This window comes from Salinicola aestuarinus, assembly GCF_003206645.1.
Lineage (GTDB): Bacteria > Pseudomonadota > Gammaproteobacteria > Pseudomonadales > Halomonadaceae > Salinicola > Salinicola aestuarinus.
Genome location: NZ_PZJP01000008.1, coordinates 1 through 12,025, shown reverse-complemented (window position 1 = coordinate 12,025; position 12,025 = coordinate 1). Strand labels below are relative to the sequence as shown.

The 12,025-nt window shown below is 63.4% G+C and carries 11 protein-coding genes; all 11 read right to left on the bottom strand.

The genetic code is table 11. The features are described from left to right. Positions 1–226 precede the first annotated feature (226 nt). The gene (gene rfbC, locus DOM41_RS11990; RefSeq protein ID WP_110687111.1) at positions 227–772 is read right to left on the bottom strand and encodes a dTDP-4-dehydrorhamnose 3,5-epimerase; all 546 of its coding nucleotides are present in this window, start codon (positions 770–772) and stop codon (positions 227–229) included. A 60-nt stretch (positions 773–832) separates the two neighbouring features. Further along, the gene (gene rfbA, locus DOM41_RS11985; RefSeq protein WP_110687110.1) at positions 833–1,726 is read right to left on the bottom strand and encodes a glucose-1-phosphate thymidylyltransferase RfbA; all 894 of its coding nucleotides are present in this window, start codon (positions 1,724–1,726) and stop codon (positions 833–835) included. A 163-nt stretch (positions 1,727–1,889) separates the two neighbouring features. Beyond that, positions 1,890–2,777, bottom strand: coding sequence for a dTDP-4-dehydrorhamnose reductase (gene rfbD, locus DOM41_RS11980; protein WP_110687109.1), 888 nt, complete (start codon positions 2,775–2,777; stop codon positions 1,890–1,892). Further along, a complete protein-coding gene (rfbB, locus tag DOM41_RS11975; RefSeq protein ID WP_110687108.1) occupies positions 2,774–3,853 on the bottom strand; it encodes a dTDP-glucose 4,6-dehydratase in 1,080 nt (359 codons plus the stop codon). The genes rfbD and rfbB overlap by 4 nt, the downstream gene beginning before the upstream one ends. Before the next feature lie 144 nt (positions 3,854–3,997). Beyond that, positions 3,998–5,098, bottom strand: coding sequence for a KpsE/RkpR family capsule polysaccharide export protein (locus DOM41_RS11970; protein WP_110687107.1), 1,101 nt, complete (start codon positions 5,096–5,098; stop codon positions 3,998–4,000). Beyond that, positions 5,095–6,027 carry an ABC transporter ATP-binding protein gene (locus DOM41_RS11965; RefSeq protein WP_110687106.1) on the bottom strand — a complete coding sequence of 311 codons (933 nt, stop codon included), beginning with the start codon at positions 6,025–6,027 and terminating at the stop codon, positions 5,095–5,097. Before DOM41_RS11965 ends, DOM41_RS11970 begins: the two co-directional genes overlap by 4 nt. A 10-nt stretch (positions 6,028–6,037) precedes the next feature. Beyond that, positions 6,038–6,847, bottom strand: a complete 810-nt coding sequence (locus DOM41_RS11960) for an ABC transporter permease (protein ID WP_188112400.1) — start codon at positions 6,845–6,847, stop codon at positions 6,038–6,040. A 133-nt stretch (positions 6,848–6,980) separates the two neighbouring features. Beyond that, complete coding sequence (locus DOM41_RS11955) at positions 6,981–8,798, bottom strand: polysaccharide biosynthesis/export family protein (RefSeq protein WP_245391829.1); 1,818 nt, start codon at positions 8,796–8,798, stop codon at positions 6,981–6,983. A 133-nt stretch (positions 8,799–8,931) separates the two neighbouring features. Further along, on the bottom strand, positions 8,932–9,336 hold the full coding sequence (locus DOM41_RS11950) for a DVU3141 family protein (protein ID WP_157956930.1): 405 nt from the start codon (positions 9,334–9,336) through the stop codon (positions 8,932–8,934). Between the two features lie 137 nt (positions 9,337–9,473). Beyond that, the gene (gene cysN / locus DOM41_RS11945) at positions 9,474–11,384 is read right to left on the bottom strand and encodes a sulfate adenylyltransferase subunit CysN (RefSeq protein ID WP_110687102.1); all 1,911 of its coding nucleotides are present in this window, start codon (positions 11,382–11,384) and stop codon (positions 9,474–9,476) included. A gap of 109 nt (positions 11,385–11,493) precedes the next feature. After that, a partial coding sequence (gene cysD / locus DOM41_RS11940; RefSeq protein ID WP_157956929.1) for a sulfate adenylyltransferase subunit CysD occupies positions 11,494–12,025 on the bottom strand: 532 nt, incomplete at its 5' end.

Genomic DNA, 12,025 nt, shown 5'->3' with positions numbered 1-12,025 from the left:
GCAACCGGAGGCCGAACGCTGACCGCCGGTTTGTGCTCCCGTAGGAACGACAGGGTGGGAAAGTATCGGCGCCCTCGCCAGTCGGTCAGCAGGACCTGAAGCCCCCGACGTGGCGCCTTAAGGGCCTGGATCGCGCCCTGGCGGTGACGCGTCGGCGCCGCCTAAGCGCTCGCTATCCCTTCACTCGAAGGCCCGTTCCACTCGAAGGCCCGTTCCACTCGATGGGTCAGGTGAAAGTCGCGGCGTTCTCGAGCGTCGCACCGTCGGCGTCCTTGACGGACAGAATCGGCTGGCCATCGACCAGCGGCCAGTCGATGGCCAATGTCGGATCGTTCCAGCGCAGGCTGTATTCGTCGCCGGGGGCGTAGTAATCGGTGCACTTGTACTGGAACTCGGCCTCGTCACTGGTGACGTAGAAGCCGTGACCGAAACCCGGTGGCACCCACAGCATCTGGCGGTTTTCTTCGTTCAGCCGTGCCCCCACCCACTGACCAAAGGTGGCAGAGCCACGACGCAGGTCCACCGCCACGTCGAACACCTCGCCTCGGGTCACGCGAACTAGTTTTCCCTGCGGGTGTTCGAGCTGATAGTGCAGGCCGCGCAGAATCCCGCGACCCGATTTGCTGTGATTGTCCTGCACGAAAGCGTAATCACCGCAGTGCTCGACGAATTCGCTATGGCGAAAGGTCTCCATGAAGAAACCACGGTCGTCGCCGAACACCTTGGGGGTGAGCAGGACAACGTCGGGAATGGCGAGGCGTTCGTATTGCATGAAGGTCTCCCTCTTGAAATGGATCGGTTGTCAGAGTCCACAAGGCCTAGCCGTCGACGTTCAGGCCACCGAGCCGCGCCGGCTGTCCTCCAGACGCTTGAGCAAGTACTGGCCATAACCGGTCTTTTTCAGCGCGTCACCGCGGGCGGCAAGCTGCTGATCGTCGATCCAGTGCTGGTTCCAGGCGATCTCCTCGAGACACGCCACTTTGAGCCCCTGGCGATGCTCGATGGTCTGCACGTACTGCCCCGCCTCCAGCAGGCTGTCGTGAGTACCGGTGTCGAGCCAGGCGAAGCCGCGGCCGAGGCGCTCAACGTGAAGATTCCCGCGCTCGAGGTAGGCGTTGTTGATGCTGGTGATCTCGAGCTCGCCGCGGGGTGATGGCTTCACTTCCTTGGCGATGTCGACGACGTCGTTGTCGTAGAAATAGAGTCCCGTCACCGCGTATGGCGACTTGGGATCGCTCGGTTTCTCCTCGATGGAGAGGGCCTTGCCGCTGTCATCGAACTCCACTACGCCGAACCGCTCCGGATCCTTGACCAAATAGCCAAAGACCGTCGCGCCCGACTCTATCTCGGAGGCACGCTTGAGCTGCTCGGAAAAGTGCTGACCGTGGAAGACATTGTCGCCAAGCACCAGGCAGACAGAATCGTCACCGATGAACGACTCGCCGATCAGGAACGCCTGCGCGAGGCCGTCCGGAGAGGGTTGCTCGGCGTAGGAAAAATGCACCCCGAACTGCTCGCCGTTGCCGAGCAGGAACTCGTACTGCGGCAGATCTTCCGGCGTGGAGATGATGAGAATGTCGCGAATCCCTGCCAGCATCAGTACCGAGATCGGGTAGTAGATCATCGGCTTGTCGTAAACCGGCAGCAGCTGCTTGGAGACACCCTGCGTGATCGGATGCAGACGCGTGCCGGAACCGCCGGCGAGAATGATGCCCTTACGTGCCATGTTGAAACTCCTTGTCGGGATGTCCGACATTGACGCGTGACGCCGGCGTGACCGGCAACGTGACCTGCTCACCGGTCGAGCCGGCGTTCTGCATAAACCTTTGCGCTGTCGACAGCGCACACCCTTTTCACGTCCCAAGAGCCCCGAAAGCCCAGCCAGGTGCTCAGTGCGTGTTCAAGGCTTCGTCGAGCGTGAGCTCGAGCTGGGTCTGCCACGAGGGCAGTTCGATCCCCAACTCGCGCTCGAGCTTGTCGAGCGAAAGCCTCGAATTGAGCGGACGCTGTGCTGGCGTGGGGTAGTCGCGAGTAGGAATCGCTCCGAGCGAGGCGTCAGCAATCGCCAGGGTTTCACCGCGTGCCCGCGCCGCGGCGAAGATCGCCTCGGCGAAGCCGTGCCAGCTCGTCTCGCCGCGCGGCGCAAGATGATAGAGCCCGGGCCCAAACGTTCCCTGTCGCAAGCCCTGCAGGGCCAGCAGCGTGACCTCGGCGATCAGCCGAGCCGGCGTCGGCGCACCGACCTGATCGGAGACGACGTTGAGCGCTTCCCGCTCGCGTCCCAGCCGCAGCATGGTCTTCAAGAAATTGCCGCCGCGGGCGCTGTAGACCCAGCTGGTGCGAAAGACAATGGCAGTGGCATCGCTGGCCGCCACCGCCTCATCGCCGGCGAGCTTGCTGGCGCCGTAGACGGAAAGCGGCCCGGTGGGACTCTCCTCCGTCCAGGGCGTCTCGCCGTTGCCCGGATACACGTAGTCCGAGGAGTAGTGCACCAGCACCGCTCCGCTATCGATGGCATGGGCGGCGAGCTGCTCCGGAAGCCCGGCGTTGAGCCGTCGAGCCTCTTCAGGGGAGGACTCCGCCGCGTCCACGGCCGTCCATGCGGCCGCGTTGACGATCACGGCCGGGCGCTGCTGCTTCAGCAGGGCATCGACGGCGCCCGCGTCCATTAGATCGAGCTCTGCGCGTGTCGGGGCGACGATCGTACCGAGCGGCGCCAGCGAACGTCTTAGCTCGAAGCCGACCTGCCCGTTACCGCCAAGGACCAGTACCGTCATGCCTTCTCTCCCAGTCGTTCACCTTGATATTTGCCGCTCTGAACCCGGTGCCACCATGCCTCGTTATCCAGAAACCACATGACCGTACGGCGCATGCCACTCTGGAAGGTTTCCCGTGGCGTCCAGCCCAGCTCTCGCTCGATCTTGCCGGCGTCGATGGCATAGCGCAGATCGTGGCCCGGGCGGTCGGTAACGAACGTGATCAGATCTCGATAGTGCGTCACGCCATCCGGCTTGGCGGGCGCGAGCTCCTCGAGCAGGGCGCAGATCGTCTCCACCACTTCGAGGTTGGGCTTTTCGTTGTGGCCGCCGATGTTGTAGGTCTCGCCGATCTCACCCGTGCTCGCGACGTGAATCAGCGCCCGGGCATGATCCTCGACGAACAGCCAGTCGCGAATCTGCTGACCATCGCCGTACACCGGTAGCGGTTTGCCGGCGACTGCATTGAGGATCGTCAGCGGGATCAGCTTCTCCGGGAAGTGATACGGGCCGTAATTGTTGGAGCAGTTGGTGACCAGGGTCGGCAGTCCGTAGGTGCGCTGCCAGGCGCGTACCAGATGATCGGAGCTCGCCTTGCTCGCCGAGTAGGGAGAACTCGGCGCATAGGAAGTGGTCTCGGTGAAGAGGTCGTCTGCGCCGTGCAGATCGCCGTAGACTTCGTCGGTGGAGATGTGATGAAAACGAAAGTCCGTCGCTTTCTGCGTATCGCTCTCCTTCAGCCCTTTCCAGTACTGCCTGGCGGCCTCGAGCAGCACATAGGTGCCGACGACATTGGTCTCGATAAACGCCGCGGGACCGTCGATGGAGCGGTCGACGTGACTCTCCGCGGCCAGATGCATCACCACGTCCGGCCGGGTTTCGGCGAAGACGGCCGCCATCGCATCGGCGTCACAGATGTCGACCTGATAGAAGGTGTAACGCGGGTCTTCGTCGATCGCGGCGAGTGACTCCGGATTGCCGGCGTAGGTGAGCTTATCCACATTGACGACCCGGTGGCCCGTCTCACGGATCAGTTCGCGTACCACGGCAGAGCCGATGAAACCGGCGCCGCCGGTGACCAGAAACGTCTTGCTCATGGTGTCCCTCCCCCTCTATTTGTCGTGTCGTCTGGCGTGTCGTCGGTCTGACAGACCACTGGTGAGACGTGTCGTTGATTTCACCGCTCGCCGATCGGCGCGAGCCGGTGTCGACGACGGGTCGAGTTCGGCGCAGCGCCCGCCTCAGTCGCGGTGATCCTTCACGATGAGAATCAGCATGTTGAGGATCAGCGTCACGAAGAGTGCAATGACCGCGAATACCACGACGTTGTAGAGCCGCTCGGGCTGCTCCGGGTATTCCGGCAGCGTCGGCGCCTGCAAGATCGAGACCTGCTTCAGCTTACGGGCGGCTTCGATACGCGTGTTCTCGAGCGCAGCCAGCGCGCCGGAGTAGCTCTGCTGGGCGAAATCGGCTCGCAGCATCAGTGTCTGATACTCGGAGGAGACCGCGTTCAGTGCATCGCCGGACTGGCGGGCCAGCCGCTCGCTCTCCTGCTGAATCTGACTGTTCAGCGCGTTGATGTCGGCGTTGATGCGTACCATCTCCGGCGAGCGACCACTCTGGAAGCTCGAAAGCGCGCTCTTGCGCGCCTTGGCCACCGCGAGCTGGCCCTCCAGCGAGGCGACGACGGAGCTCAGGCTCTCCACGGTGCCCACCGGCGACACCAGACCGTTGGCATTCTGGTAGTCGAGCAGTACATCCCGCGTCTCCTGAAACCTCTGCTCGAGAATCGCCACCTGCTTCTCCAGAAAACGCACCTGCTCCTCGGCGAGGCGCTGGCCCATTTCGTTCATGTGCCGCTCTCCCTCATCGAGCATCAACTGGGCGATCTGGTGAGCCTTCTCCGGGGTGAACGCCTCGATGTCGAGCCGCAGCACGCCAGCGTAATCGTCGAGTTCGACCGACACGCGCGACAGGTAGTACTCATGAAGTGTCTCCAGTGGCGCGCGCTCGTCGCGCAGCGTGCTCAAGGGGTCTGCGCCGGAATTGGCGTAGTGGTCGCGAAAGTCCGCCTGCTCGATGAGCAGCTTGAGCATGTCCACCGAGCGCAGGTAGTCGCGCAGCAGCAGCATGTCTGCCAGATTGCCGGAGGCGCTTCCGGTCAGCAGCGAGCTGAAACTCAAGTCGGGCGCGGCAAGCTGCGGGCTCTCCAGGACCACGTTGGCATGCGAGACGTAGCGGTCGCTGGCCCACAGCATCCAATAGAGCGAGACACCGATGATCGCCGCGACGCAGACGAGCCAGTGGAGATACTTGCTGGCAAAAGAGGAGTGTTTCTTCATGACCGTCTCTTCTTGTGGTGAGTCTTGCGCGGAGGAGTCTTCTCGGGCGGCTGGGGACGTAACCGTTGAACGTGACGGCGAGCGTCAAGCATCGCCTCGCGCGCCTCTTCGAGCCGCCAGCGCAGCGTGTCGTCTTCCGCTTCCCGAGCCGGGTCGTCTCCGGCCGCCTCGAAAGCCGCCTTGGCCTCGGCAAAGTCGAGATTGGCGTCGGCAAGGACTTGCTTGGCTTCTTCATGGGTCTCGGGCACGACCGGTACTTTCGGGGGCCGGCCATCCGTTGCCTCGTGGTACGCGGCGATCGCCATCTCGATGTCGTCGTACCAGCGTGCGCTGCCCTTCTCCAGCACGATCCCTGCCTGACAGAACTCGCGAAGTACGCCCTCGCCGTGGGAGACCATGATCAGGCTCGCCTTGCCGATGCGCGCCTCGAACGCCTGACGGGCCTTCTGCTTGAACCCGCGGTCGCCTACGGCAGTGGCCTCGTCAGAGAGATAGACGTCGAAATCGAACGCCAGGGAGAGGCCGAATGCCAGTCGCGAGCGCATGCCGGTCGAGTAGGTCTTGACCGGCTCGTCGAAGGCATCGCCGATGTCGGCAAAGGTCTCGACCTCTTCGATGATGGCGTCGATCTCCTCGTCGGCACCGTGAATACGGGCGACGAACTTGACGTTCTGGCGGCCGGTCATCGAGCCCTGAAAGCCCCCCGCCAACCCGATTGGCCAGGAGACACGGCTTTCCCGGACGATCTCGCCTCGGTCCGGCGTATCCATCCCGCCGATCAGTCGCAGCAGCGTCGTCTTGCCGGCGCCGTTGCGTCCGAGCAGCCCGACGCTGACGCCGTCGGGTATCGTCAACGAGACGTCCTCGAGCACCCAGGGGCTGCCGTGGTGGTTGTGGTAGCGCTTGTAGAGGTTGCGAATCTCGATCATGGGAGTCTCCTCACTGCGCCTTGAGCTTCGCGGCGAAGCGAAGATGAAGGATCAACCCCAGCGCGATCAGCGCCAGCGCCCAGAACCAGAGATAGGTCATGTCGATCCCATTCAGGGTGTGATACCCGTCGAAAAAGCTCATTCGCATGCTCTCCAGCCCATGCACGATCGGGTTGTAAAGCAGGTAATGGCTGTACGGGTACGGCAGAAACATGACCGGCAGAATGACCCCGGAGAGCAACAGCAGCGGCAGGTTGAGGATGCGCACCACGCGCGCGACCTCCGGCACCAGATCGCCTAGCACCGAGACGGTAAGCCCCGCGCCCCAACCGAGCGCCCAGAGCGACAGCCAGTCGAGCATCACCCCGAGCGGCCGCGCCGGCATCAGATCGAAATCGAGCAGCGTGCCGATCCCGATGAAGATCAGGAACAGCAATGATTTGAGCGCGCCCTCCAGGAAGCAGCGGACCAGCACCGTGTCGACCGGCTTCACCTGGCGATAGGCGAAAAGTCCCTTGTTGGCCTCGATCGCCCCGAGCGAGCGCATCATGTTTTCGCGAAAGAGCCCGAAGCCCATCAGCCCTACCACCAGCCAAGGCACATGATCGGCGCCGGCTATCTCGCTCCCGGAGAGAAAGAGCCCGCGCATCGACACCATGACCACGATGATTGCCAGCGGCTCGAAGAGCATCCAGAACCAGCCCATGCGGTCCGACATGGTCCGCGAGATCGCCTCGCGCATGAACATCGCGAACCAGACGCTACGGGTGACTCGCCACGCCCCCCGCCGGGGACGCTGAGAAAGGCTTAGTGTCGCCATGACTCACCTCCAGGACGCATAGCGGTTGGCATCGCGCGCACGTTCCCTGTCCGGGCCGGCGTCTCGACTACCGCTACGAGATCAGCCGGTGCGCCCGAGCCAGGCGGCGGCTGACATTGCGCGTTGCGCCAGCTCATAGGTCCAGCGCCACGCGAGTAGCGACAGCGATCTGAAACAGGATCTGCGAGATACTCGAAGCCAGCTCGATGTTGCTGGTCGGTGCGGCCGGCAGCACGATGACCTCGTCGCCTGCGCGCATTACCGTGTCCTCGGCGGAAATGACCGCGCCATTGCGATGGACCACCAGCACCTGGTCGTCATCGGCGCGCGGCGTAAAGCCGCCAGCGAGACGGATGTAATCATGCGCACTCAGCCCCGGCGTGAAGACGATCGACTGCGGGATCACGATCTCGCCGCTGAGCAGAATGGAGTCGCTGCTTTCGGGGATGGTGACGACATCGCCGTCCTGCAGCCGAATGTTCGCCACCTCGTTGGTGCGCGCCACGACCAGTCGCCCGGTCGGTTCCACCTGAGAGGCTTTCTGCACGAAGCGCTCGATCAGTTCGGCCTGACGGACCTGAATCTCGCCCTCCTTCGCGGTGCGCGATGGATAGCCCAGGTAGGTCGTCTCCAGCCGGCGCAGGCTCTGCTTGAGCGACTCCGCCTGCTGCTCGGCGACACTCACGCGGCGAATGGAGACGTCGCGATAGCTGGTCATCGACTGCGGAACGCTGATGGCATTCAAAAGCTCGCCGAGCCGCGCATCGCGAGGCAGCGCGTAGCGAGACGGACCGTAGTAGCTGCCCTCGACCTGCACCACGATGGTTTCATCGCGACGGTCGGCGCTGAACAGGACCTCATCGCCCCGTCGCACTTCTGCGCCGCGAAACGCCGTCAGCGGCAGATAACGCGAGATCGGTCCCGTGTCGCGGCTACCGCGCAGCAGCACGTGGGAGACGCCCGAGCGTAGCCGCGCCAGATCCACGACGTCGCGTCCGGTCAGCGTCTCGCCGACGAGCTCGTAGCGGTAGGCTTTCTGCACGTCTCCGGCCACGCTGATCGCGGGCCCCCGCTCCTCGACAACGATGGTGTCGCCATCGCGGAACTGGGGACGGGCAATGCGGCCTTCGATGAGAAAGTCGTAGAGGTCGACCACCTCGAGCATGGTGTTGCCGCGCTTGATGACGATGCGCCGGTAGCTGCCCAGCGCGTGATCGATGCCGCCTGCCTGGTCGAGGAAATAGAGCACCGAATCATTGGGTGTTCCCGAATAGCGCCCGGGGCTCTGCACGTAGCCCGTGACGAAGACTCCGACCGGTTGCACGCCCTGCAGATTGGTGTAGACGCTGACGTTCTCCGGATAGACCGACTGGATGGCCCCGCGCACCCGGGAGTTGAGCTGGGCGTTGGAGATCCCCTGCACCGATAGCGGCCCGATCCCCGGCAGGAAAATGTTGCCCTGGGCATCCACCGCCAGGACGCGATCGACCTCTACCCCGCCCCAGACTCTCAGCGTGATCTGATCGCCCGGCTTGATCAGATACTCCGGATTGAGGCCATCGGCCATGATGCCGCGAAAGCCTCCGGTGAACAGATTGGCGCCGAACGGCGGCAGCCGGTCCGCGTTGATCGGCACGCCCCCATTGAGGCCTCGCGAGCCGTTGGGGTACTGGCCGGCACCATAGCCGTTCGGACCCTGAGGGCCATGGCCGTAGTTGGCGTTATTCCAGTTCGCCCGCGGCGAGGTTTCCATGTCATCGCCCTCTCCGGAGGACGTCATCGGCTGCGCCTCCTCTTGGCTTCCGAGCAACGAGCTGCTGCTCACCCCGATCGACTGCGCCTGGGCCGTCGTTGCGCCGAGGCCGCTGGTCACCAACGCCGTGACCGCCATCAGGCACGCTACCAACACCGAGCGCGTCGCTCGGGAAATTATCGCTGTCGGCTCTTTCATGTTGTCCTGCCTCACTCTTTATGCGGCCATGAGGGGTCCGCCGGCCCCGGAAACGGGGTCGCGAGCCTTACGGCGTAAATGCCTTCCCGCTATCTGGGTCGGCGGGTTTCGACGGCGTCGCGGATCGGAACGATCAGCGAATAAGGGCCGTCACCAGTCGCTGCGTGTACCAGCCCTTGCCCGAGACCCGACAGGCCAGGCGACCGTCATTCAGCGATGCCGGCGCCGTGGTACGCGTGAGTTCGAGATGGATGCACTGGCGTCCGCTGGCAGCGAAGTAGCGGTCGCGGGCGTAGACCGCCACGTTGTCGCCCCAGGGAGAGGTGGTGAGCGTCACCGTACTCCCCGGCGCGGCGCCGTCGAGAAAGGCAGCGAGCTGGGCGTTCGCGGGTGTGGCGTCATCCATGGGGACGCTGTCGGCACTGTTCGCACGGTGCGCGTTGGCGGCGCAGCCAGAGAGAATCAGCGCCATCAGCGCGATGCTCGCAAGATGAAACCAGCGGCGACTTGGCGTATGGATTGCATCGATCGTTTTCATGGTCATCGATTCTTTTCATGGTTATTGATGCGGGTGCAGTGACGGCAGCTTCGCTAGATCGCTCCGGCTGGGCCGACACTGCCCCTTCCATCGGACCGGCGTCGGTCAGTTGCCGACGCCGGTCGCAATGCGCACGACTAAATGACCTGGTGGCGGCGCAGCGCCGCGATCAGGCGCCCAACCGTCTCTTCCAGGTCATGCGCCGAGGTATCAATTTCGACCTCGGCACCCTCCGGCTCTTCATAGGGCGAGCTGATGCCCGTGAACTGCGTGATTTCTCCGGAGCGGGCCTTCTGGTAGAGCCCCTTGGGATCACGCTGCTCACAGACCTCGATCGGCGTATTGACGAACACCTCGATGAACTCGCCCGGCCCGACCATGTCGCGGATCATCTGGCGGTCCTGACGGAACGGCGAAATGAAGGAGACCAGCGTCACCATGCCGGCGTCCGCCATCAGCTTGGCGACCTCACCCACGCGGCGAATATTCTCCTGGCGGTCGCTGTCGCTGAAGCCAAGATCGCGACACAGGCCGTGACGCACGTTGTCGCCATCGAGCAGGTAGGTGTTGTACCCCATGCCGAAGAGCTGCCGTTCCAGCGCATTGGCGACCGTCGACTTGCCCGCACCCGAGAGACCGGTGAACCAGACGATGCAGGGCGTCTGGCGGTTACGCTCGGCGCGGCGCTGCTTGGTCACCGCCATGTCGTGCCAGACGATGTTGCTGGCGCTCAGTGTGTCCACCACCATCCCGACGCCGACGGTCAGGTTGCTGAGCTTGTCGATCAGCACGAAGTTGCCGGTGTGCGGCGAGCGCTGGTAGCCGTCGAGCGTCAGCGGCTGCGTGGTTTCGAGCTGGCAGCGGGCGATGCCGTTGAGCTCGAGACGGTCGGTGGCGCTGCGCGCCATGGTGTTGACGTCGACCTGATAGATGATACGAACCACGCGACCGACCACGGTGCGCGTGCCCGCTTTCAGTTCGTATTCGTGACCGACTGCCAGCGGTTGGTCGTGCATCCACACCAGGTCCGCGGTGAAGGCCGTGCAGGGCTCGAGGTCGCTCTGAGCATCGACGAGAAGATCCCCGCGGGAGATATCGATCTCGTCGGTGAGCGTTAGCGTGATTGCCTGACCGGGATAGGCCGCCGCCAGGTCGCCGTCATTGGTGACGATGCGGGACACCCGGGAGCGTTGGTTGGAGGGAATGACCCGAATCTCGTCCCCCGGATGGATGACGCCGGCCGCGAGCGTGCCGCAGTAACCGCGAAAGTTGAGATTCGGGCGGTTGACGTACTGGACCGGAAATCGCAGCTGATCCAGCGGCAGCTCATGGCTGACGTCGATGGTTTCGAGAATCTGGATCAGCGGTGCCCCGCGCTCCCGGCCAGCGAGATACCACGGCATATGCTCGCTGTGGTTGACGACGTTGTCGCCATCCAGTGCCGACATCGGCACGAAGCGAATGTCCGTCACCGACAATTGGGTCGCGAACTCCCGATACTCATCGACGATCTCATCGAATCGCGCCTGCGAGTACGCCACCAGATCCATCTTGTTGACCGCAATCACCAGATGCTTGATGCCCAGCAGATCGCAGATGAAGCTGTGCCGCCGCGTCTGAACCTGCACCCCGTAGCGAGCGTCGATCAGAATCACCGCAAGGCTTGCCGTCGAAGCGCCCGTCGCCATGTTGCGGGTGTACTGCTCATGGCCCGGGGTGTCGGCGATGATGAACTTGCGCTTGTCGGTGGAGAAGAAACGGTAGGCAACATCGATGGTGATGCCCTGCTCTCGCTCTGACTGCAGCCCATCGACGAGCAGCGCCAGGTCCACCTTTTCGCCGGTGGTGCCACGGGATTTGGAATCCCGCGTGATGGCGGCGAGCTGATCCTCGTAGATCATCTTGGAGTCATGCAGTAGCCGCCCGATCAGGGTCGACTTGCCGTCGTCGACGCTACCGCAGGTGATGAAGCGCAGCAGGTCCTTGTTCTCATGATCCTTGAGATACTGCTCGATGTTGTCGGCGATCATTGAAGACTGGTGTGACATGGTTGCCCCTCGCGTAGTCGTTGGCATGACACGAGCCGCGAGCCTCGGGCTGCGAGCCGGTCGTACACACTGCAATGGAAAAAAGGCGCTCGAAGCCCGTGACTCGGCGTCAGAAATAGCCCTCGCGCTTCTTCTTCTCCATCGAGCCCGCCTGATCGTGATCGATGGCTCGACCCGAACGCTCGCTGGTGCGAGTCAACAACATCTCCTGAATGATCGCGGGCAGGGTCGACGCCTTGGACTCCACCGCGCCGGTGAGCGGATAGCAGCCGAGCGTGCGAAAGCGCACCCACTTCTCTTCCGGCACTTCACCCGGCTCGAGCGGCAGCCGCTCGTCGTCGACCATGATCTGCATCCCCTCACGCTCCACGACAGGGCGCGGGGCGGAGTAGTAGAGCGGAACAATGGGAATTGACTCGAGGTAGATGTATTGCCAGATATCGAGCTCGGTCCAGTTGGAGAGCGGAAACACTCGGATCGATTCGCCCTGGTTCACCCGGCCGTTGTAGAGATTCCACAGCTCGGGGCGCTGGCTCTTGGGATCCCAGCGGTGGTGCTTGTCGCGGAACGAATAGACGCGCTCCTTGGCTCGGGAGGCCTCCTCGTCGCGTCGCGCCCCGCCGAATGCGGCATCGAAACCG

Bases quoted from the DNA above. Each gene is read 5' to 3' on its own strand.
- rfbA (WP_110687110.1), bottom strand. From the start codon at position 1,726: ATGGCACGTAAGGGCATCATTCTCGCCGGCGGTTCCGGCACGCGTCTG.
- DOM41_RS11960 (WP_188112400.1), bottom strand. From the start codon at position 6,847: ATGGCGACACTAAGCCTTTCTCAGCGTCCCCGGCGGGGGGCGTGGCGA.
- cysN (WP_110687102.1), bottom strand. From the start codon at position 11,384: ATGTCACACCAGTCTTCAATGATCGCCGACAACATCGAGCAGTATCTC.
- DOM41_RS11965 (WP_110687106.1), bottom strand. From the start codon at position 6,027: ATGATCGAGATTCGCAACCTCTACAAGCGCTACCACAACCACCACGGC.
- rfbD (WP_110687109.1), bottom strand. From the start codon at position 2,777: ATGACGGTACTGGTCCTTGGCGGTAACGGGCAGGTCGGCTTCGAGCTA.
- DOM41_RS11950 (WP_157956930.1), bottom strand. From the start codon at position 9,336: ATGAAAACGATCGATGCAATCCATACGCCAAGTCGCCGCTGGTTTCAT.
- DOM41_RS11955 (WP_245391829.1), bottom strand. From the start codon at position 8,798: ATGAAAGAGCCGACAGCGATAATTTCCCGAGCGACGCGCTCGGTGTTG.
- DOM41_RS11970 (WP_110687107.1), bottom strand. From the start codon at position 5,098: ATGAAGAAACACTCCTCTTTTGCCAGCAAGTATCTCCACTGGCTCGTC.
- rfbC (WP_110687111.1), bottom strand. From the start codon at position 772: ATGCAATACGAACGCCTCGCCATTCCCGACGTTGTCCTGCTCACCCCC.
- rfbB (WP_110687108.1), bottom strand. From the start codon at position 3,853: ATGAGCAAGACGTTTCTGGTCACCGGCGGCGCCGGTTTCATCGGCTCT.